This is a genomic window from Reinekea marina, from assembly GCF_030409715.1.
GTDB lineage: Bacteria > Pseudomonadota > Gammaproteobacteria > Pseudomonadales > Natronospirillaceae > Reinekea > Reinekea marina.
In genome coordinates this window covers 831007-851399 of sequence record NZ_JAUFQI010000001.1, presented here as the reverse complement: position 1 = coordinate 851399, position 20393 = coordinate 831007, and the positions used below count along the sequence as shown (strand labels likewise).

The 20393-nt window shown below is 39.8% G+C and carries 23 protein-coding genes and 2 pseudogenes; 13 read left to right on the top strand and 12 right to left on the bottom strand.

Going from position 1 to position 20393, the window contains the following annotated elements; all coding sequences use genetic code 11:
* Nucleotides 1-3: 3 nt before the first annotated feature.
* A complete protein-coding gene (locus QWZ13_RS04505) occupies nt 4-1152 on the top strand; it encodes a glycosyltransferase family 4 protein (protein ID WP_290280710.1) in 1149 nt (382 codons plus the stop codon).
* Between the two features lies 1 nt (nt 1153).
* A pseudogene (locus QWZ13_RS19905) lies at nt 1154-1852 on the top strand (ABC transporter transmembrane domain-containing protein); the annotation flags it as partial.
* Between the two features lie 8 nt (nt 1853-1860).
* Here the strand turns inward: QWZ13_RS19905 and QWZ13_RS04500 are convergent.
* Complete coding sequence (locus QWZ13_RS04500) at nt 1861-2052, bottom strand: hypothetical protein (protein WP_290280709.1); 192 nt, start codon at nt 2050-2052, stop codon at nt 1861-1863.
* Nucleotides 2053-2169: 117 nt separating this feature from the next.
* Nucleotides 2170-2292 (bottom strand): hypothetical protein, encoded by a 123-nt coding sequence (locus QWZ13_RS04495; RefSeq protein WP_290280708.1) that lies wholly within the window; start codon nt 2290-2292, stop codon nt 2170-2172.
* 22 nt (nt 2293-2314) lie between these two features.
* Between QWZ13_RS04495 and QWZ13_RS04490 the strand changes: the two genes are divergently transcribed.
* Together QWZ13_RS04490 and QWZ13_RS04485 are read left to right on the top strand one after the other, a co-directional pair.
* A complete protein-coding gene (locus tag QWZ13_RS04490) occupies nt 2315-2962 on the top strand; it encodes an ATP-binding cassette domain-containing protein (protein WP_290280707.1) in 648 nt (215 codons plus the stop codon).
* Between the two features lie 5 nt (nt 2963-2967).
* Nucleotides 2968-3813, top strand: a complete 846-nt coding sequence (locus QWZ13_RS04485) for a hypothetical protein (protein ID WP_290280706.1) — start codon at nt 2968-2970, stop codon at nt 3811-3813.
* A gap of 22 nt (nt 3814-3835) precedes the next feature.
* Here QWZ13_RS04485 and QWZ13_RS04480 read toward each other — a convergent pair whose 3' ends face one another.
* The 9 genes and pseudogenes from QWZ13_RS04480 to QWZ13_RS04445 form a co-directional block, all read right to left on the bottom strand.
* Nucleotides 3836-4231, bottom strand: coding sequence for a hypothetical protein (locus tag QWZ13_RS04480; RefSeq protein ID WP_290280705.1), 396 nt, complete (start codon nt 4229-4231; stop codon nt 3836-3838).
* A gap of 674 nt (nt 4232-4905) precedes the next feature.
* Nucleotides 4906-5448, bottom strand: coding sequence for an acyltransferase (locus tag QWZ13_RS04475; RefSeq protein WP_290280704.1), 543 nt, complete (start codon nt 5446-5448; stop codon nt 4906-4908).
* Nucleotides 5449-5509: 61 nt separating this feature from the next.
* Nucleotides 5510-6844: a phenylacetate--CoA ligase family protein gene (locus QWZ13_RS04470; protein ID WP_290280703.1), complete on the bottom strand. Its 1335-nt coding sequence runs from the start codon at nt 6842-6844 to the stop codon at nt 5510-5512.
* Nucleotides 6845-6850: 6 nt separating this feature from the next.
* The gene (locus tag QWZ13_RS04465; protein ID WP_290280702.1) at nt 6851-7483 is read right to left on the bottom strand and encodes a glycosyltransferase family 4 protein; all 633 of its coding nucleotides are present in this window, start codon (nt 7481-7483) and stop codon (nt 6851-6853) included.
* A 627-nt stretch (nt 7484-8110) separates the two neighbouring features.
* A complete protein-coding gene (locus tag QWZ13_RS04460) occupies nt 8111-8254 on the bottom strand; it encodes a hypothetical protein (protein WP_290280701.1) in 144 nt (47 codons plus the stop codon).
* 138 nt (nt 8255-8392) lie between these two features.
* Nucleotides 8393-8806 (bottom strand): annotated as a pseudogene (locus QWZ13_RS19900) (O-antigen ligase family protein); the annotation flags it as partial.
* Between the two features lie 332 nt (nt 8807-9138).
* Nucleotides 9139-9321, bottom strand: a complete 183-nt coding sequence (locus QWZ13_RS04455) for a hypothetical protein (RefSeq protein WP_290280700.1) — start codon at nt 9319-9321, stop codon at nt 9139-9141.
* Nucleotides 9322-9389: 68 nt separating this feature from the next.
* Nucleotides 9390-9962, bottom strand: a complete 573-nt coding sequence (locus QWZ13_RS04450) for an arsenate-mycothiol transferase ArsC (protein WP_290280699.1) — start codon at nt 9960-9962, stop codon at nt 9390-9392.
* 19 nt (nt 9963-9981) lie between these two features.
* On the bottom strand, nt 9982-11094 hold the full coding sequence (locus tag QWZ13_RS04445; protein ID WP_290280698.1) for a glycosyltransferase: 1113 nt from the start codon (nt 11092-11094) through the stop codon (nt 9982-9984).
* Between QWZ13_RS04445 and QWZ13_RS04440 the strand changes: the two genes are divergently transcribed.
* The 4 genes from QWZ13_RS04440 to QWZ13_RS04425 are packed head-to-tail and all read left to right on the top strand — an operon-like array spanning nt 11059 to nt 13416.
* A complete protein-coding gene (locus QWZ13_RS04440) occupies nt 11059-11187 on the top strand; it encodes a hypothetical protein (protein ID WP_290280697.1) in 129 nt (42 codons plus the stop codon). The genes QWZ13_RS04445 and QWZ13_RS04440 overlap by 36 nt on opposite strands.
* A gap of 2 nt (nt 11188-11189) precedes the next feature.
* A complete protein-coding gene (locus tag QWZ13_RS04435; protein ID WP_290280696.1) occupies nt 11190-11324 on the top strand; it encodes a hypothetical protein in 135 nt (44 codons plus the stop codon).
* Nucleotides 11260-12414 carry a carboxylate--amine ligase gene (locus QWZ13_RS04430; protein WP_290283270.1) on the top strand — a complete coding sequence of 385 codons (1155 nt, stop codon included), beginning with the start codon at nt 11260-11262 and terminating at the stop codon, nt 12412-12414. Before QWZ13_RS04435 ends, QWZ13_RS04430 begins: the two co-directional genes overlap by 65 nt.
* Nucleotides 12415-12420: 6 nt before the next feature.
* On the top strand, nt 12421-13416 hold the full coding sequence (locus QWZ13_RS04425; protein ID WP_290280695.1) for a polysaccharide deacetylase family protein: 996 nt from the start codon (nt 12421-12423) through the stop codon (nt 13414-13416).
* 6 nt (nt 13417-13422) lie between these two features.
* On the opposite strand, the gene QWZ13_RS04420 is transcribed toward QWZ13_RS04425, so the two are convergent.
* Nucleotides 13423-14853 carry an archaeosortase/exosortase family protein gene (locus QWZ13_RS04420; RefSeq protein ID WP_290280694.1) on the bottom strand — a complete coding sequence of 477 codons (1431 nt, stop codon included), beginning with the start codon at nt 14851-14853 and terminating at the stop codon, nt 13423-13425.
* Between the two features lie 149 nt (nt 14854-15002).
* Between QWZ13_RS04420 and QWZ13_RS04415 the strand changes: the two genes are divergently transcribed.
* From QWZ13_RS04415 to QWZ13_RS04395, 5 genes are all read left to right on the top strand, one after another.
* Nucleotides 15003-16313 (top strand): FemAB family XrtA/PEP-CTERM system-associated protein, encoded by a 1311-nt coding sequence (locus tag QWZ13_RS04415; protein WP_290280693.1) that lies wholly within the window; start codon nt 15003-15005, stop codon nt 16311-16313.
* Nucleotides 16314-16411: 98 nt separating this feature from the next.
* Entirely contained in the window at nt 16412-17461 is a 1050-nt protein-coding gene (locus QWZ13_RS04410; RefSeq protein ID WP_290280692.1) for a polysaccharide deacetylase family protein, read from the top strand.
* Nucleotides 17462-17480: 19 nt separating this feature from the next.
* Nucleotides 17481-18557, top strand: coding sequence for a GNAT family N-acetyltransferase (locus QWZ13_RS04405; RefSeq protein ID WP_290280691.1), 1077 nt, complete (start codon nt 17481-17483; stop codon nt 18555-18557).
* Nucleotides 18554-18928: a hypothetical protein gene (locus tag QWZ13_RS04400; RefSeq protein ID WP_290280690.1), complete on the top strand. Its 375-nt coding sequence runs from the start codon at nt 18554-18556 to the stop codon at nt 18926-18928. Before QWZ13_RS04405 ends, QWZ13_RS04400 begins: the two co-directional genes overlap by 4 nt.
* Nucleotides 18925-20379: a caspase family protein gene (locus QWZ13_RS04395; protein WP_290280689.1), complete on the top strand. Its 1455-nt coding sequence runs from the start codon at nt 18925-18927 to the stop codon at nt 20377-20379. Before QWZ13_RS04400 ends, QWZ13_RS04395 begins: the two co-directional genes overlap by 4 nt.
* Nucleotides 20380-20393: the final 14 nt, after the last annotated feature.

Below are 20393 nucleotides of genomic sequence, written 5' to 3'. Positions count from 1 at the left end.
AATATGTCCAATTCCTCAATACTAATAATGCTTCACTGTGAACAAAATACCGGTTACGCAATAGGACCACTAGAAGAAACATTTAAGCAAGCAGCACTTTTAGCGGGCTATAGTAATGAAAATATTCTTTGGTCATATAAATCTTTAAACGAGCCGCAGGAACGTGTATTTAAGCTAGAGTATCAATCATACGAGGACGCACAAAAACTTGAATCGCTACACAAAGAATATTCTATTGAGACTGTTTTAGCGTTCGATCTTCCCTACCCTTCAATCATTGGAACTACTGCTCGAAAAATTGGAATTAGCAATGTAATTTCATATTGGGGTGCCAGTATGAGCTCAATTAATTCCGGATTAAAATTAGCTTATAAAAGGTTCGAATGGATATTCAGAAGAAAACACGCTCCAAATCTGTTTATTTTTGAATCCAACTCAATGTTAAAAACCGCAACACATGGAAGAGGAGTGCCAAAGAAACACACCGCTGTAATACCACTTGGCGTTGATACTTCAATATATTACCCCAAAAAAGATAGCACTTATGCCCATACCTTATTCAATATCCCAAGCAATAGGCGCATTATCTTTTATTCTGGGCACATGGAAGAAAGAAAGGGTGTAAGAGTACTTATAAATGCTATGCTAGAGCTAGAAAGAAGCAACAATCTTATAAATTTTCATCTTCTTATTTGTGGAAATAAGGGAACTGAAAGTGAACCATATTTAAGCTTGCTCCAAAACTCTAATGCCATAGACCATGTAACTTTTGCAGGCTATAGGAATGACATAGCAGAACTAATGAGATCGTCTTTTTTAGGGGCAATAGCATCTACCGGGTGGGATTCATTTACAATGTCTAGTGTAGAAATGATGGCGTCTGGGCTTCCTGTTATTGTGTCAGAGCTACAGGGTTTAAAAGAAACTATTGTACCAGGCGAGTGCGGTGAATATATTCAACCAGGAAATCACACTCAACTCTCACAATTAATTACAGAGTATGCGAACAATCCCCAAAAGCACCAATCTCATAGCCTCGCTTCTAGAGCACGTGCAATCAATCTGTTTTCAAAGAAAAATCAAATTATGAAAATTTCTAATGCAATAACAAAAAAATCGAATCATAAAATCAACAAATTAGAGGTGCTGTAGTATGCTTTTTAAAGCACTTATCAGACTAGTTGGGCGCGAGAATAGAAAGAAAATTATTTTACTTCAATTCTTATTTTTAACGACGGCATTGCTTCAAGTTATAAGTATCGCATCACTCGCTCCATTCATTACATTAGTCAGTAATCCGGAATCCCTAAATACCAACGCATTACTTTCATACCTCTATTCGTTGTATGAATTTACTTCTCTGACTCAGTTTATAGTTATATATGCATTAGCCGTAGTAGCATTGCTAATAATAGGTAATTCTACTGCCGCATATAGCCTTTGGAAACTAATACAAATATCAATTAAATTAGGCTTACATGTACAAAGCACCGTATATAAAAGCTATCTAAGTAATGACTATACATTCTTTGCCATGAATAATAGTAGTCGATTAGTCTCTCAGCTAACCCAAGAAGTACCAAGAATGGTGTACATGGTTATTCAACCAATCTTTACCTTAATATCTCAAGTTTTTATTGCAGCTATTATCATTATAGGACTGCTCATTATTGATATCAAAATATCGTTAATGGCAACCGCTATCGTATCACTTTTATATTTATTAATTTTCAAAACGATAAGATCAAAGATCGTAAAAAGCGGAAAGTTAGTATCAAAGTTAAATAGACAAAAGCTGAAATTACTAGATGAAAGTATAGGTGGAATAAAAGAAGTAAAGCTTAAAGGCAATGAGAACTTTTACTTAGACAATGTTAAAACAGTCACTGAAAAAGGGCTCGCCGCATCATCGTATATTGTACTTTCAGGAGACTTACCGAAATTTATAGTCGAGACGGTGATATTTGCTTCAATTCTAGCACTAGCAATATACATACTATTAACCTCGGGAACAGCGAGTGAAGCTCTTGGAATAATTAGTTTGTATGCCATGGCAGGCTATAAACTTCTTCCCGCTGCCCAGTCAATCTATAAGTCGATTTCACAAATTAAAGCAAACGGCTCAGTAGTTTTAGATTTAGACAGAGAGATTACTAAGAGTAAAAACCATTACAGCCCTTTAAAAGAACTCGGTAGTGAGCTAGCACCAAAAGGCGAAGTTTTATTTTCAGACGTAGAATATAAATATCCGAGCACCGATAAGTATGCATTAAAAAACTGTTCTTTTAGCATAGCACAGAATCAAGTAACTGCATTGGTAGGTACATCTGGTGCAGGGAAAAGCACTGCTATAGACCTACTACTTGGGTTAATGCTGCCAACAAATGGTAAAATTACAGTAGGTGCTACAGATTTAGATAAAACAAATATAAAGGCATGGCGAAGCCAAATAGGCTATGTTGCGCAAGAAATTTTTATACTAGACGCATCAATTCGGGAAAATATAGCGCTTGGTATTCCAGAAAATGAAATAGATGAAAATCGCTTGGTACAGGCGGCTAAGATGGCTAATATCTATGACTTTATTTGCGAATGTGAAAGCAACTTCGACTTTATTCTCGGCGAAAGAGGCTCTAGATTAAGTGGCGGGCAAAAGCAGAGAATCGGTATTGCTCGTGCACTTTATAAAGACCCTGCAATACTTGTCTTCGACGAAGCCACCAGTGCCTTAGACAATAGAACTGAAAGGCAGATAATGAGGGATATTCACGCCCTTGCACAATCTAGAACGGTTATTATGATAGCACATAGGTTATCTACCGTTGAGAAAGCAAATAAAATTTTAGTATTTAAAGACGGTGCCGTAAAAGATAGCGGGACCTACAAGGACCTTGAAGACAGCTCAATTGAGTTCCAATCATTGCTTAGAGCAGTTGAAGCCGAAAAGCAAGGAGGCCTTTAGAATTGATGATCAAAAAAGTCTCTAAAAATATTATAAATGGTGCCTTGTCTGTATTCGACTTAGAACTAAGAAAGAAAGATGCTCCAAAACCAATTGAGCAAATGTTTGATGACCCAGAGGAAGCACTACTATTCACCCAAGGCGGTAAAGAAGCAGGTTTCTACTGCCCTACTGAACTTTGCACCCATCATACAGGAATTGGCTTTTCAAAAAGCGATTGGAATCCATTTGTAGAAACACTAAGAGAATTTGAAAAGAATCCTAATCTAAAGTATGAAGATTCAATTTTGTGTGACTTCTATAATAGTTGGCAACCGAAAAGTGCTGCAGAAATGTTTAAGGGATTTAACAACGCTCCTAAAGAATTAAAAACACTACCACCACACTATATGTTTCTATCTCCATGGTCATCGTTAACACCAGAAGAAGTAGATCACGATGGTCGGTGGTGGAATAATAAAGATAATGCAGAACACGGCGCGCCTCAACTCCGCTTTCCTGAAGATGGGTGGGCTTTCTCAGGCCCCGTTAATATTAGAAAAGGAAGGTTAGAGTTTAATCGACTTACATCCCTTTATAAAAATATTAAAATCAATGGGTATGATCGATCATTAGGCCTAATTGGCACTACGTTTTTGACTGATGATAATGAAAGTAGGTTTATAATAGGAGGTGGAGGCTTTCATAGGGCTATTGTTCTCGCCTCACTGGACACTAAAACGATACCTGCTAGATTTCACCGTGCTTCAGCGGTCAATATTAACCAGGTTGGCAAATGGCCTCTTGTAAAATTAGGGATATGGTCAAAACAAGAGGCAACTAGCTATTTCAATTTCCTACTTAAATCATAATGCCGGTAAGGCAAATAAAGAACTAGTCATTACTTATTTGCTTCTCGACTCCAGGTAGCAATGGCCGGTAACTTATCTCAGGGACGCCTTCCGTTGCCTTTATAGTAGAATTAGCTTTAAATTTAAAATTATCAATACAAAACTGAGTTACCTCGCTAAACCCTCCATTCGCCCAACCTAATAAGTACCCATATTTTAAATAATTACCACGACTAGAGTATGAGACTTGTTCACTTATAATCGGTGCGCCCCAATTTTCCTCAACATTTGGATGTGATGTACCGTTAATTAAATTCCCATTTTTAGAAATGTCGAAAACTCCGAAATCATCTTCAGCGTCTGCAAGCTCAATATAAACGTGTACGTTTATCCAACCACCTAAACCATCTACATATAAATTATCATCGTTATTGTTCATTGTATGACCGTAAACATTGCCGTCAAGCCCTATAGACAATGAAGGTGTACTGCCGCCATCAGTAGGCCATGACTCACTAACTAGCGCTAGATTTCCTGAAGACATTCCATAAGTACCAGACCAAAACACGAAATTTTTATGGTTTCCTGGAGCTTTGACATAATTGGCTGGAACAAACAAATCATACTCCATTTCAATTTGCACCGCATTTAAAGGTATTTCAAATCGCTGTTCTGACCAACCAGAACCTTCTTCAGGTCGGTCAGGAGCATAAGTAAAGACCAAGGACTTACCATATTCAGAACTACCTGGGCAATTCGCTGCCCGGTCTGCCCATGCATCAGATGTCCAGAAACTACTCTCTGTAAGGCTTTCGAAGTTATCTTCTAAGATAAAATCTGCATTGCCTATGATCGATTGCTCAGCATTTACTAAGGATGCTACTAAAAATGTAGACAATATAATTTGCGTTTTCATAGTAGCTCACTACCTATTTATCAAAATTGTGGTTGAAGACTAGTACTAATTGAAATTTTTTATAGTTGAATAGATGAAAATTGTGATGAGTATCCTAATTTGAATTACTTTTTAATTGAATTCAACCAACTAAACATATTAAGTCAATTCTTCGGCGTGATAGGTTTTAAATCTAACCGTGTACGTCAATAATACAATTATACATGCACTATTTCTTTAATGACCCTCGCAGGATTTCCCGCAGCAACAACGCCAGGTGGTAAATCCCTGATGACCACACTATTTGCGCTAACTACCGTCCCAGCCCCTATTGTTACGCCAGGCATTATAATACAACCCGTCCCCAACCAAACGTTATCGTGGATAAAGATCGCTTTTCCTTTTCCTTTAGAATTTATTCGATCTTCAGGGTTTTCTAAACATAACTCATGACCACTGCTGTCCATTATTTGGCAATTAGCTGCGATTAAACAGTTTTTTCCAATTTCGATTCTTTTTATTGCATGAATGCAAGACCCATGAATTCTTGTCCTATCTCCAATTCGAATAAGGGTATTATTTGATTCAGCGAATAATTTAACGGGCGAATACATACTCACATGATAGCCGCGGTTTCTAGAATTTAGCTGAACATTGTTGCCAATAACAATCTCTCCTCCGTCCCAAGCATTTAACAGTGGTATACCTTTAGCTCTAAACCCACTCCCTATACTAACATTTTTATATAGCCTTAGAATCAAAGATAAGATAGTGTCAAAAATCTTTAGTAAAACGTGAATTACGAGTGTCATATTGAAGACCTTATAACGATACAACTGCTTTAAATTTTCCACTTTTAGTACGAGGTATTTCACTCACACATTTTACCTTAACTTCTACTTTGTCTTGGAGGTAATATTCAGTATTTTTCTTAATTTGAAGTTCATCATTTGAATTAAATTTACTCGTTACAACTATTCTAACCTCAATTAAATCAGTTCTAACTTGAACTACCTGCCCCTCATTTATTCCTTCTATTCCTTTATATATAGAATCAAACCTTTGCACTCTATTTCCATTAGGTGTAACTATCGTATCCTCAACACGCCCTATTATCTCTACTACTTCTTCTTTCTTATTTAAATGCACCAGATCATTAGTATCATATCTTATTAGTGGCATGGCTTTTCTAATTAGTGAAGTTGAAATAAAGTTAAAAGCTCCATTCTCGGCATCTAAAAACTCTGGGATTGAATAGTAGGAATCCAGATGAAATGGGGCTCTATCTGCTCTCCATAAGCTTGCTACCATTTCAACACTACCATACTGGTCAATCAGTATAGGGTCTTTAAAAAACCGCCTAATAGCTATTCTGTGTTTCTCTGATATTGTCTCGGACGATAGAATTAGGAATCTTAATTTAAAGTTTAATTTCAGACCTTGGGCTTCAGCTAACAAAACAATCGAGTGAATTGAGGACGGAAAGCTATCTATGTATATTGGTTTAAATTTATTTAACGCCTCTATGTAGTACTTAATAGTGTCTTTATTAAACTTAAAGCTCGAAAGATATAAAGTATTATTATAATAATCCATATTAGAGATTTGTTTCGGCTTTATACCTCCGATTGGTCTAGCTGCTATTGTACAGCTTTTAGAATTGTAATCCGCGCCTAGAGATTTTAATATATTTCTAAAAAAGAAGTAATTCCTTGCCCTATCACCTTTAGAGGCGAAGTACCTGCCAGGCGATCCAGTAGTACCACTGGTTCGCATTTCAATTAAGGAATTCATTTTATAATCTTCTGAAATAAAATCATTTAAGTTTTCTTGGACAATTTCCTTATTAATCACTGGAAACGCATTAACCAAATCATCTTTAGTAAAATTTTCGATTTTGAATGGGTCTAAACGGTATATTTTTTTATAAAAAGGAACCGTTTCTACGGCATGCTTTACTATCGACCTCAATAGTATGTTAATTTTTTCTTCGTCTTCAACTGTATTATTGGAGTAGATGTCACTGTATGGTTTACCTAAGTTCCTTTTATATCTTATATTAGTTTGATAAACACCATAATTCGAAACTATGGTGTTTTGAATATAATTAGGTAGATATTTAAATAGGTTTTTCACTTTCCAACCACCCTCTTGCATCTAAGTTCAACGAGCACGTGAGGCTTCATTAAAAATTTTCTTAAACAACGAATTAATGTTCTCACCAATTATATGGTAGCTATATTTCTTATTGATGAGAATCTGCCCTTCTCTAGACAACCTTTCTGCCAACTCGCTACTACTTTTTAATTTAGCGAGTTGTTCACAATACTGTTTAGGTGTTTTTGCGAACAGAACATTCTTTCCATTTTCAACATCGATGCCTTCACATGCGATTGGATGTGCAATCAAGGGGATGCCCATTGCTAAGGCATCCAATACTTTCAGCTTAGTGCCCCCACCATCTCGGATTGGGCAAATGTAAGCTTCAGCATTTTCCATAGGAGCCAATATATCGTCTACAAACCCGTGTACCCTAAAATTAGTATCACGACTTGCCAACGCATCAAGCTCTGAAAGGTTACCTCGCCCAATAATATCTATGACAATATCACCAAACTCTTTTTTAATTTCAGGGTAAATGCTTGTAGCAAAATACTTCATAGCATCAGCATTTGGATACCAACCTAGACCACCAATAAATATCAAGCCTTTAGCTGTTTTCGGTTTATATTCAGTTCGCCTTCTAAAATAACTGGTATCTACCCCATTTGGAATACAGTATGTAGTGCAGTTCAATATATTATTTAATCGACTTTCATCTAATTCAGAGCAGGTTATATTGGCATTTACGCTACCAATGTATTCACGTTCTAATTGCTTCATCTTACGAGATTCAATATAAAAGACTATTTTCTTAAATATATTTGATTCTTTAAGTCGTCTGCGTTCCAACATTAAAGACTCTATATTATGGTGGTTTAATATTACTGGTGAATTAATTTTGCCCAATAGAGGCATTAGCCCTATAGTATCTACGTATATTAAATCGTATTTAACCTCACTTAATTTATTCTTTAATGCTATTGAAAATTCTTCACTTGAATAATAATTTTCATCATAAGTCTTTCTTGAGAAAATAGATTTCAACGCAAGAAATTTTGCGTTTTCGGTCCTATTAACACTGCCAATTATCGAGATGGATACTATATTGACATACTTTCCAATCTCCTTTGATGCCATGTCTATACCTACTTTTACATCACCAAAGCTATCTGTTAATGCAGATTTTGCTGCTAATGAGATAAAGTCAACATCATGTTTTTTGCCGACCTCCTTTATCATATTGAAGGATCGCTGGTACCCACCTCCTTTAGGAGGGTAAGGCAACTGATGGCTAAGCCATAAAATCTTCACAAATTGCTCCTATTGAATAGATATATTAGTTTTAGACTCTGTTTTACTAAAGTTTAGTTTTAAAGCTACTAACAACGTAACAGACACCCACATAAACGGATAATAGGCGACACTAACAAACTGCCCAGCAACTAAAAATCCAAACAAGCCCATTAAAAGTCCCTTGTATATTTGAGAACATAAATTATCATCCACTTTCTTAATCTTAATTTTCACACTCTTTAATATTAGAAAATAGAAAATTAACGCTAAAACTCCACCGTCAGTACCAATTTGAATGAATATATTGTGCGGTAGCTCAGCAACTCTTTCACCCTTATGATTTATAAAGTTTATGTCTTGAGGGTAATAGTCCGTAAAGTAGGCAGGAAAGTTAAAGAATCCTATACCAGTAAACGGATGCTGTTTTATCATCTCGATTCCATTCTGCCAGTAAAGTATTCGTTGAGTTGATGTTCCATCACCGCCCATGGACTTAAAGCGATCAATTTGCTCTTCCGGTAAGAATTGAAATATAGAAAACATCAAGATTACGAAGATTAAAAGTACCTTAATTTTGAAAATATTTTTGTTAAAAAAAACAATTATCATAAGTCCTAGTGCAATTTGGCTACCTCTACTGCTTGCACCAACTATGGTTAAAATTGGTGTTATTATAGCTAGACTAAGAATTAACTTTTCTAATCGATTACTAAACACCCACATATACCTAGCTAAATAAACAGATAGACTAACAAGAATTAACATTTGGATTGCTAGCTCTCCTGAGTTTTGAAAGTAACCTTGAGGCCCATTGATACCATAATCTGTAAATGCAAACCCCCGAAATGCCCAGATCTTGGCTGTTCCTATTGAAAGCTTTAGCGAACACATGAAGAAGATAACAATGAAGATATAATATCTTTCCTTTGAAGTAATAATCGACACGATCAAGAAAAAAACTATAACCCATTGGGTATATTGAATATGCTGCTCAATAGATATTGAGATGTTATATGCAAATATGAATGATATGTATATCTGTAGTGAAAATAGTACTAGCCAAGTATGTGTCTGTGTCCATTGAATTTTGCTTTTTTTGTCAAGAAAACTAAACCCCAAAGCACCCAGTAAAAATAGCTGTGCCCAAGGCAAAATATCAATAGCTGGGTAAATAGACTGTGGCCGAAAATACTCAATAAACAAATACCCACAAATACACCAAAAAGCAGGATGTTCACTCCAAAAATATCGCCACATATTTTTTATTTTTAAAAAGTAGAAGTCCTCTACTTTAAAATCTTCGGGCTTAGTTCTGGCCATGGTTCACCAATGCTTTCGTTTTTTCTACCACTAAATACTCAACTTTCTTAAAATAGAGATCAGTTGTGCAATAGGGGTCGTGAATAAATGGCTTTTTACCTTTCCCATGCATGCCAAGCAATATAATGGGTTGTTTTAAATTAGTATTTTTATACATTGCAATATGCTTAGGTTCCATAGCTACTATTACATCACCTGGCTGTGGGTTATAGCTTTCGGTTTTTGTAGTTATGTGTTCGGCTAAGCTTAAGTTTAACGTTTCCGCGTATTCAATTGCTCTCGGGTCTGCTTTATCGCCACCGCGCGTATCTAACCCGAAGGATATCGCTTGCATTCCCATGCTTTTTGCAACCACCTCTCCTAAAGGGCTGCGGCAAATATTTCCTGCACATACAAAAACGTAGCGCTCTGGCACAATGCTTAGGTTTTCAATTGAGTATTTTCTGTAGCAACCAAAAGCCGCTAATACATTGTGGTAACACAGTTTTAACAGCCCCTTTTTAGAACCGAAATGATCATTTATAAAGTTTTCTATAAATTTGGGTAGCCAAATTTTCACTTAGTGAGTTTCTCCGAAGTTATAATTGGCTTGCACACAATTGTTGATATTTGTTTGTTAATATTTGTTCGCTAAATTTTTCTTGCACCACTTTAAAAGCCTGCTTTACTTGAGCATTGCTTCTGGTAGGTGAAGTTAAAATGGCCTGAGCAAGTTGTGCAGGGCTTTTTATATCTACCAGGGTTCCTGTTATGCCTTGCTCTAGTATTTCTTCAGGGCCACCACAACGCGTAGCAACAATTGGGATTTTAGCGGCCATGGCTTCTAACGTAGAAATTGAAAACCCTTCTTTTTCGGAAGAAAGCACAAACACATTTAATTGCGCTAAAAAACCGGGGGTGTTATCTAAAAAGCCTAAAAAGTGAATGTGGTTTGTTAGGCCAAGCTCTTGAACTTGTGTTTCAAGTTGGCTTTGCAATGCTTGTTTAGCATGCCCAGCAATAAGAAAATGCGTATCGGGGTTTTGCGTTATAACTATTTTGGCGGCTGCAATTAGGGTTGGGTAATCTTTGGCTGGGCGAATGTTTCCAATGCTGCCCACTAATGTTGCATTGTCAGGAAGGTTGAACCGTTGTTTTAGCTCATTGGTTATTTCTACTTGGTAGCGAGCTACATCTATTCCGTTGTGTATAACACTTAGCTGATCACGCGCGAATAGTTTACGTTGGGCTAAGTAATCGGCCAATTGGCCGCTTACAGCTACTACTTTGCGTAAGCCTTTTTTTAACAACCAGCGCTTAACCACCATAAAACGCTCGTTGGGGTTAACATCTACTTGGCCGTGCAAAGTAGCCACAACGGGTATACGAGTTATTAAGCTAACTATAGAAAAGCTAAGCGCTGAACCTAACAGGTGGGCTTGTACAAATTTTATATTTTCGCTCTTTACGAATTTTAATAGAGCGCGGTAATAAGGGATCGACAAAAAACCAAATGGCTTAATAACTTTAAACGGTATGCCGCGCTGCTCTAATTGATTTTGAACCCAGCCAGGCCCTTTAATTAATGCTAAGTTGCGGTAGCCATCTATCTGCATTTTTTCAGCAAGGTTTAAGAAAACAGTCTCGGCCCCACCCGGCCCGGTGGTGTCTATTACATGCAGTATGGTAGGTGGTGTTGCTGTGCTGGTCATTCCGTTGATCCAGTAATAAAAGAAGTGGATGCATTTTACCCACACTGGCTTGCTGTGTCTATGCGCTTAGGTCTGTTGGTTGCTGCATTTTAAGCATGGCTTGGTGTAGAATACCCCTGTTGTTACTTACTATGTTCTCGAATGGAATCGACTATGCGCAAAATTTTGGTCTTGGATGCCGCTCAACGCAGTGCGTTGGCTGTTACACGTGCGGTAGGGCAGTTGCCTAATGTGCATATCACCACGGCCGATGCCGCGCCTATGGCGCTTGCAGGCCAATCGAAATATTCGCACAGCTACCTTCAAATACCTTGTTCTAAAGAATCCCCTACTGCTTTTATTCAATGGGTAGAGCAACACTGTTTGAACGGCCAGTTTGACCTTATTTTGCCGGTTACTGAGGTTACTAGCCAATTATTGCTGATGCAAAACTACAGTACGCAGCAACTGCCCATGGCTTTTGCCCGTTATGCAACGGTAATGGAGCTAGCCGATAAAGCTAATTTGGTGCGCCAAGCACAAGCCGCTGGGGTGAGCGTGCCCAACACACAGTTTTTTGAAAACAGCCAAGCACTGAACGTTCAGCAGGTTACTTACCCTATTGTTCTTAAACCTGCTAAATCAAAAATATACGCCAATAACCAATGGGTGAGCACCACTGTTCGAATTTTAAAATCGGAAGCCGATTTGGCCAAAGTATTAGAAGAAGATACCTACCTAGCCCATCATCCGTTTATGCTGCAAGAATTTATACCCGGCCATGGCGCTGGCGTATTCTGTTTATATAACCACGGTATACCCGTTAGGTATTTTGCCCACCAGCGCATACGAGAAAAGCCACCCGAAGGCGGGGTTTCGGTTCTTTGCCAAAGCGTGGCAGTGCCTGAACACCTTAAAGAAGCCTCCGAAAAGCTGCTCACTCAAGTTAATTGGCATGGGGTTGCCATGGTAGAGTTCCGTATTAGCCCAGAAGGCAAGGCCTATTTAATGGAAGTGAACACTCGCTTTTGGGGGTCTTTACAGTTGGCAATAGATGCTGGGGTGAACTTCCCGGCGCTGTTAACTCAACATTTTTTTAACGAGCCAGCAATAAAAGAAGCGCCTTATAAAATAGGTCAGCGCCTTCGGTGGCTTTTAGGCGATGTCGATAGCTTATATATATTTTTAAAACGGCCAAACTCTACTGCTAAAAAACTGAAGCGTATCGGGCAATTTATATGGCCGAGGCTGTTCAACCAACGCCACGAAGTAAACCGCCTTGGCGATTTAAAGCCAGCTTGGTTTGAACTTAAACACTATATTAAAGAACTGCGGGGTTAATTGGGTATGGTCAATGCACTTAAAGCCACCGCAAAATTTGCGCGTAACTGGGTAAAAGCCAGCTACGGTGAGCACACCAAGCAGCGCGAAGCTCCCCGCCTTTGGGTGCTTATGTACCATCGCATTTTACCCAAGGCTGATCCACGCTTTGCACTTGAAGAACCGGGAATGATTGTTACTCCCGAAACGTTTGAGCAACAAATAATAGAACTCAAAAAACACTTTACTCTTGTAAACCTAAACAACTGGGTAAAGCAGCATGGCGCTAATGAACCCTTGCCCAACAAGGCATGCGCCATCACCTTTGATGATGGTTGGGCCGATAACTACGAGTATGCTCTGCCTATTTTAAAAAAACATAATGTACCCAGCACGTTATTTGCTGTAGCCGACAAAATAGGTACACCGTTCCGTTTTTGGCCTAATATCATCAGTGAACTTATTGCCATTAAAGCCCCGGAATTAGCGCAGCAAGCCTTATTGCAGCCTGCCTTTGAAGCCAGCCAGCATGCTTTTTCTCGCGAGCGCAATGCACAATGCATAAACCAATTGAAACAACATTCCGAAGCTGAAATTTTTACCGCCCTGAACGCTATTAATTGGCAACACATTTTAGAAACTAACTCGCAACGCGCTTTAATGACATGGGATGAACTCCAAGAGTGTGAGGCTTCGGGTTTTTTGCAAGTAGAAAGCCATACTTGTACGCATCAACGGCTAAATAAAGGGCTGGGCGACGCCGCCCTAACCACCGAAATTGCCACCAGCAAAGAAACACTGGCCAGCAAGCTGAATAAAGATATCGAACTGTTCTGCTTCCCAAATGGCGATTACAATGAACAAGCTTTAAGCCTAGTAAAGCAGCACTATACCGCCGCGGTTACCACGCAAAATGGTATTAACCATGTGTCATCACTCAAGTTGCATGAGTTAACTCGCATTGGCATACATGAAGATGCCAGCAATACACGCCTTAAATTTTTAGCGCGGTTGGCGGGGTAGCCGGGCTTAAAATACAGTCACCCATTGAGCTAGGTTTGCTTGCAGCATTTGTTTTTCCGCTTCACATCTAGCTTGTTGGCAGGTTTTGGTTAAATACACCAGCTCGGCACTGGGGTTGCCACGCAACACTTCTATAAACTGTGCATGTTTTGCAGAAAATGCCGATGTTTTTAGCTGGCTACCCAGCTTATATGCCCACACAACTATGCGCGAACGGTTGCCGGTTTGTATGACATCTAGGTTAAGCTTGTTGCCTTCGGCCGTTATAACATCATGTATTAACTTTGCGTTTTCGGTTGCCATGCGGTTATCGCTACTGACCAGTTCTTTGCCTTGTTCTTGAGTTGTGTACAACAACTGTGAAGCCTGCCATTGAGTGTTAGCTAGCATTAAAGATGTGTGGGCTTGGGCATCAAAGCCACTGTAGTTAGGCAGCCAAATTTGGTCATCATAGTTATTAGTCATGCTGTTGGTAGGTTGCGCCTGCGTTGCTTTAGCACTTTGCACGACCATGTAAATGGGTAAGGCGGCCATAAATACAACGGCCAAGGTAAGTGCCCAAACTGGTCGAGCATTTTTTAGGTGGCTAACCTCTTGTGCTGAAGCCGCTTTTGCGGGCTGCTCTGCGTAGTTACGTATAAGCCATAAATACAGAAAGAAAATACCCGCAAATATCCACCAGCCGAAGCTGCCGTGTTCGTACACCAGGCTGTGCTGCATTTTAGAATAATAGGCGATCATAATCAGCGCTGTAACGCGCAACCAATTACCTACAACCGATAAAGTAACGAGTAAGGCAATGCTAAGAACCGCGTACTTTAACGTAAGCCTACGATAAAACGCATTGATGCCCGATAAACTCAGCGCCATCATAAAAAACGCCAGCCCAGAACAACCACCCGCAATAACCACGGTGCCGTAAGGCAAAGTAAAAGAAAATCCATCAATGTAGGCCGTTATACCTACAAGGCGCACTAAAAAGGTGGCTGCCTCTGTCGTCAATGCTCTCAAAATGGGGTTCACAACATCCCACACTGGTATCGCTAAAGACATTAGCAAAAAAACAGGGATTATACGTAAACCAATTTTCATGCCCACTAAGGGTAGCGCTAAGGTAAAAATAGCCATAGGCAGGGCTATTTGCTGCAACACTTGTAACTGAGTCGCCTCACCATAAGCCCAAATAACCGCCGGTATGATTGAAACTAAACTGTATGCTAAATGTCCACGCCATTGCTGTTTGGCGCTCACCAACTGTGCGCAGCAATAGTAAAGCGCAATTAAAAATAATGGGTAACCATGCGAATAAGCCTCATCCCATTGCGTCCATTTTGTATGCAATGAAAGCAAGGTGTTAAAGAAAAAACTAAAGGCAATAACAATAATGGCCAGCAAATACAGCAATATCGCCATAGAGGGCCTAATTTGGGGTTTCATAATGTGTTCCATCACTGTGTGCGCTTCTTTTTAGAAAGCGTTGTCGGTATAATGCCGCTAGTTTACTAAAATTTAGCTTGTACGCCACTAATCATGGATTGATTAAACACTTTGCTTCTCGTTAAGTGTTTCACCTTAGGTATTAACGGATGAAGCCCAGCCCTGCCAGTTTGAAATCGCACATTAAATCGCTTAAAAAAAGCAAAGGGGCTGTTTCTAGCCAATTCAAAAACGCTAAAAATAACCCAGAGCAGTTGGCTAGCCTTAAAGCTCAAATGCAGGCCATCAGCCAAGAAATAGCCGATGCTGAAGCGCAATATAAAGCCGCCGTTGCAAAGCTGAACATTGCAAAACAAAGCCCAACACAGGCTGAAAACAATAAAGGGGTCTTGCCAGAGCAATTCAGCGCATTAAGCTCTGAATTTTCTGAAGAATTTAGCATTGTTGAGCTGCCTAAAAACGAATGGCATTTGTGGCAGGCCTTTTGTAATACGACCAAGCATACCTCTTTGTGCCATCAACCGGCTATTTTTGAATCTATAGAAGCAGCTTTTAAACACAAAACGCGCATACTGGTTGCTAAAAGTGGCGGCACAATTATTGGCGGCTTACCACTCACTAAGCTCAGCAGTAAGTTATTTGGCACCTTTTTGGTATCGACGCCTTATTTTAATTATGGCGGCCCCCTTACCGATTACCGTAATGTGTTTGAGGCTCTAATGCTTGCTAGCAAGCCATTGCTGCATGAAATCCAAGCCAGCCATGCGGAAATTCGTACCACAGTCGCTAATGCCAATTTACCGTTTACCGATAAAAAAGCATCGATGATTTTAGCGCTGCCAAGCTCAACTGATCAGCTCGATAAGCAAGTAGGCAGTAAAGTTAGGGCGCAATTTAATAAAGCCAACGAAAACAACCCAACAGTGTCGTTTGGCCACCTAAATTTATTAGACGATTTCTACCGCGTTTTTGCGCGGAACATGAGAGATTTAGGCACCCCCGTATATTCTAAACATTGGTTCGAAACCTTGTTAAAGCAATTAGGTAAACAAGCTACGTTAGTCGTGGTGTATGTTAACAAGCTGCCGGTAGGCTCGGCCTTTTTAACGGCGCATCGCACTATGCTTGAGATCCCTTGGGCTTCTACCATTAAGCCTGCAAACAGTATGAACATTAATATGTGGATGTATCGCCAAATTTTGGGCCATGCCATTAGCCAAAATTATCAATATTTTGATTTTGGTCGCTCAACCATTGATGCAGGTACCTACAAGTTTAAAAAGCAGTGGGGGGCCAAGCCTGTTGCTCACTATTGGTATTACACATCTGATGAAGGCGGCTATGTTGCTCAAACCAACCCAGATAACCCCAAATTTAAGCTTCTGATAGCTGTGTGGAAACGCCTTCCGGTGTGGGTAGCCAATTTAATTGGTCCGCTTGTCATACGAAATTTACCTTAGTAACTGCGTTCTTATAATAAAAAATGTTATTGCTTGTTTATCGCTTCAAATTGGCGCGTTTTTGTGACAAAGTTAGCACTTAGGATTAAATAGAACCGATGGTTGAAATGTTACGGAAAACACTCACGGACCTGACAGTACGGATACTGGCTAGCCGCCCTATTTGCGCGCTAATGTCTCCCCTGCGTGCCCAATACGTACCTATTTTTATGCTACACCGCATAGAAGACAAAAACCTTGGCATTATTGGTCATTCCGCTCAAAGCATTGAAGAAGCTCTCCTATATATAAAAAAACAGGGTTACCAAGGTATTTCTATAGCTCAATTGAGCGAAGCCATCGTAAACAACAAGCCTATACCTAAAAACTCCGTTGCGTTTACACTAGACGATGGTTTTGCAGAGCAAGCCGAAGTTGCCCTGCCAATATTCGAAAAACACCAAATACCCGTAACCTTGTTTATTGCCACAGACATGCTCGATAAACAAAGCTGGTCGTGGGATTACAAGCTCGAATACATTGTGCGTAACACTCAACTAAAAAAGGCTAACGTAATTTTAGCCGGCACCCCCTTTAGCGTTAACTTAAGCTCCAACCATGAAAAAAGGCTCTTTATTCGGCAAGTTCGTTGGCATTTAAAATCCTATTCTATTGGGGAAACCAATAAATCGGTTCAGCACTTAGCCAGCAGCTTAAAAGTAGACGTGCCCGCCACGGCTCCAGAACCTTATAAGCCAATGACATGGCAGCAAGCTAAGCAAGCTGAATCAAAATACGTGAGTTTTGGTGCACATACCTGCGCGCACAATGTACTTTCTCAACTAGACGGCGACTCCGCTAAGAAAGAAATTGAACGAAGCTGGCAACGTGTGCAAGAAGAATTAAGCAACCCTTGCCCTGTGTTCTGTTACCCTACTGGGCGCCCTAATATAGATTTTGGTATGCGTGAAAAGCAGATGGCCATTAACGCTGGCTTTACCTCAGCGCTTTCCGCAGAGCCGGGTTACATAGATTTTAAACGCCGCAGCAACATAGATAATTTTTCGTTAAAGCGATTTGCGTTTCCGCATTCGATGACCGATTTCAAACAATATTGCAGCTGGATAGAGCGAGGCAAAAGCCTGGTTTTATTGCGCGATAAACCTTAACGGCGAACCACCTTTATCCATGTCTTATTCATTTAAAATCGTTTCACAGCTAACTCAACAATCGCCTTTAATTGCGCAATGGCAAAGTTTGCAAGCCGATTGTATTGATGCCAATTTTTACCACGATTGGCGCTGGCACTTTGCGTTAAAAACACATCTATTGCCAACTATGCAATGGGTTGTAGGCTACCATGACGATAGCCTGATATCGGTTGTGCCTATAGAACACAATGAGCAGACTGGTATAGTATCTTTGCCGTCTCATTCTCAAATAGATTTATTCGATGTTACATTGAATCAAAATCACTTAAACATCCAATGGCTGCACGCATTGTTTGGTTTTTTCAGCGCTGAATTTCAACATTGGAAACGTTTTAGTGTTCGCCCAGTGCTTAAAACCTCAGCTATGTACCAACTCTACGAGCAGTACAGCGGCCTAACTCACAATGACCCTTATTTAAAAAATACTTTCTTTAATGTGAGCGATGCCAAAGCATTGGCAAAATTATCTAAAAAGCACCTAAAAAACATAAATCGCCTTAGCCGAAAGTTAACTAATGATGTCTCCGAGCCTACTTTTGAGCACGCTTGCCCTTTACCAAATAGCCTAGATGTGTTTTTAGCTATTGAAGACAGCAGCTGGAAAGGCCAGCCCGGTGAAAACACAAGCATCCGTAAAAGCGCAGCCCTCAGTGCCTTTTACAAGCAAGTGGCAAACGCTTTTAATGAGACAGGTGACTGCTTTATTTGCTTATGCAACACCAACAATGAATATATTGCAGGGCAGTTTGCTTTGCGAACTCAGAATCGTTTGAGTATGGTAAAAATTGGATACAATGCGAAATTCCATCAATACGCACCTGGTAACCTATTATTAGCTGAAACCTTGGCTTTCATTGCCCATAGCCCTATCAACGAAGTTAATTTAGTCACTGGTCCTAGCTGGGCAGATCGTTGGCACCCATTAACCCAAACGGTTCATTGGCTAACTTTTTATAACAACACGTTTGGAAGCAAATGCGACTATTGGTGGGCACACATTAAAGATAAGTTAAGACCAATTGCAAACAAAGTCAGAAACAAGGCCGTTAAATGAAACCGCAAACTCTACAACCTATAAAAATTTTCATCCTCAGTGGTATTTTCACTAGCCTTTGTATGGCAGGCTTGCTTAGTTTGGATACATTGTTAGGCAGCCAAGAATTTTTAATGCAGCTCGCTTACGAGTCTAAAAAAGAAATATTGCTGAATTTAGTTGAAAACGGATTGCGACTATTTTTAATAATGTTTTTTAGTACTCTGTTTACCCATGCACTGTATACCGTAAACAAATTATTTGGACGTTTAATGCTAGTGGCTAGCTTAGCACTGGTTTATTATTTGTTGCAGTTCAACGTTTCATTATTGCTTGTATTTTATATCAGCTGGTTACTCAACTTACTCTTTATACGAGGTGTTCGCCTGTGAAAGCTCTTACTCTTGCCGCGCTTTGTATTACGCCACTCTATGCTCACGTTGCTTTGGCAGCCGATAATGCGTTTTTATTTGGCGGCGGTCCAAACCCAGAAAACTCTCAGTTTTCGATTGAATCTAACGTAATTTGGTTTGATGATGTACTCAAGAATGGCAACTTCGATCAAGTTATTACTCAGTTTGGCAGTAATCAAAACAACGCCAACGAAATCAGTTATGCCGTTTCGCAAAGCCATTATCAAACCGATTTAATCGATATATTATTTGGCTCTGCGAACGACGCAAACATTCGTTTTCGGCCAGCTCTGATAGGCAGTGACAACAACCGCACAACGGAAAAAGAACCCTTATTAAATACGCTCAACGAGCAGATTAGCCAACTAAACGCCAATGACAGCCTGTTTTTAACTTATAGCGGGCATGGTGGTCGCGCCGAGGGCGGCAAGAACAACTTCTTGTACCTTTGGAATAATACAGAGTTATCTGTATCTGATATGGCTCAAGCCATGGCAAAAGCACACTCCGAAAGTACGGTTCGATACGTATTACCACAATGCTATTCAGGTGGCTTTAACCGCTTAGCGTTTAAAAACTTAAACCCTAAGCAGGGTCTAAGCGAAGGCGCGGCTGTGTGCGGATTTACTGCGGTAGCCGATGACCAGCTTTCAGAAGGCTGCACAGAAAGCGTCAATACAGAAGACTACCGAGATTATGCTTCTTATTTTTACGCAGCCCTGACGGGATCAAATCGCAACGGTACTCCAGTGACTCAACCGGTAGATATAAATGAAGATGGCGTTGTTTCATTAAACGAAGCACATACCTATGCCTACCGTTACGGAAATAGCTCCGATATTCCACGCTCCACCAGTGAAGACTATTTACTAGCAATTGAACACTGGAGCGAACGTTGGGCATCGACAATAAACCCAGCAGCAAGTAATCAATACAACCAAACCGCCGCTATTTTAGGGTTCGATTTTGACAGCGAGCCAATGACCAACGCTTTTTACCAGGAATCGGCAAAGAAGTTAAAAGCGGCACAACTGAAAGCCGATGCAGTTTATAGTGAGTTAAGAAGCACATTTTCTACTATACGCAATAAGCGCGAAGCATTAATGCCTGCATTGTTATTAAACTGGCCGCAATTGAGTAATCCAAAAACTGAGCAGTATCACCAAACTCTAGCGCAAGAAAAGAAAAATATATTGCAGTGGCTGGCAACACAAGAAGAGATGATAGATCTGGTACAGTTAGAAAAACGGAAGCTCGAACTTATAGATAACAACATAAACACAATGCGTGAACTTGCCCGCTACCAACGAATACACAGAATGTTGAAACTCAGTCGATTACACGAACGCCTTAAAAACACAGGCGGGGAAAAGTGGGATAACTATTTGGCATTGCAAACCTGTGAAAGCTGGGTACCACCGTTAAAATAATAATTAAACAATAA

Coding starts and splice junctions, on each gene's coding strand:
- QWZ13_RS04505 (WP_290280710.1), top strand. CDS start 4: ATGTCCAATTCCTCAATACTAATAATGCTTCACTGTGAACAAAATACC.
- QWZ13_RS04500 (WP_290280709.1), bottom strand. CDS start 2,052: ATGGCATACAAACTAATTATTCCAAGAGCTTCACTCGCTGTTCCCGAG.
- QWZ13_RS04495 (WP_290280708.1), bottom strand. CDS start 2,292: ATGCTAAAAGAACAGTTTTTTAATGCATACTTATCGGTGCTCGGATAT.
- QWZ13_RS04485 (WP_290280706.1), top strand. CDS start 2,968: ATGATCAAAAAAGTCTCTAAAAATATTATAAATGGTGCCTTGTCTGTA.
- QWZ13_RS04480 (WP_290280705.1), bottom strand. CDS start 4,231: ATGAACAATAACGATGATAATTTATATGTAGATGGTTTAGGTGGTTGG.
- QWZ13_RS04470 (WP_290280703.1), bottom strand. CDS start 6,844: ATGCAAGAGGGTGGTTGGAAAGTGAAAAACCTATTTAAATATCTACCT.
- QWZ13_RS04460 (WP_290280701.1), bottom strand. CDS start 8,254: ATGGGCTTGTTTGGATTTTTAGTTGCTGGGCAGTTTGTTAGTGTCGCC.
- QWZ13_RS04440 (WP_290280697.1), top strand. CDS start 11,059: ATGCAGTATGGTAGGTGGTGTTGCTGTGCTGGTCATTCCGTTGATCCA.
- QWZ13_RS04445 (WP_290280698.1), bottom strand. CDS start 11,094: ATGACCAGCACAGCAACACCACCTACCATACTGCATGTAATAGACACC.
- QWZ13_RS04435 (WP_290280696.1), top strand. CDS start 11,190: ATGGCTTGGTGTAGAATACCCCTGTTGTTACTTACTATGTTCTCGAAT.
- QWZ13_RS04425 (WP_290280695.1), top strand. CDS start 12,421: ATGGTCAATGCACTTAAAGCCACCGCAAAATTTGCGCGTAACTGGGTA.
- QWZ13_RS04420 (WP_290280694.1), bottom strand. CDS start 14,853: ATGAAACCCCAAATTAGGCCCTCTATGGCGATATTGCTGTATTTGCTG.
- QWZ13_RS04415 (WP_290280693.1), top strand. CDS start 15,003: ATGAAGCCCAGCCCTGCCAGTTTGAAATCGCACATTAAATCGCTTAAA.
- QWZ13_RS04410 (WP_290280692.1), top strand. CDS start 16,412: ATGGTTGAAATGTTACGGAAAACACTCACGGACCTGACAGTACGGATA.
- QWZ13_RS04405 (WP_290280691.1), top strand. CDS start 17,481: ATGTCTTATTCATTTAAAATCGTTTCACAGCTAACTCAACAATCGCCT.
- QWZ13_RS04400 (WP_290280690.1), top strand. CDS start 18,554: ATGAAACCGCAAACTCTACAACCTATAAAAATTTTCATCCTCAGTGGT.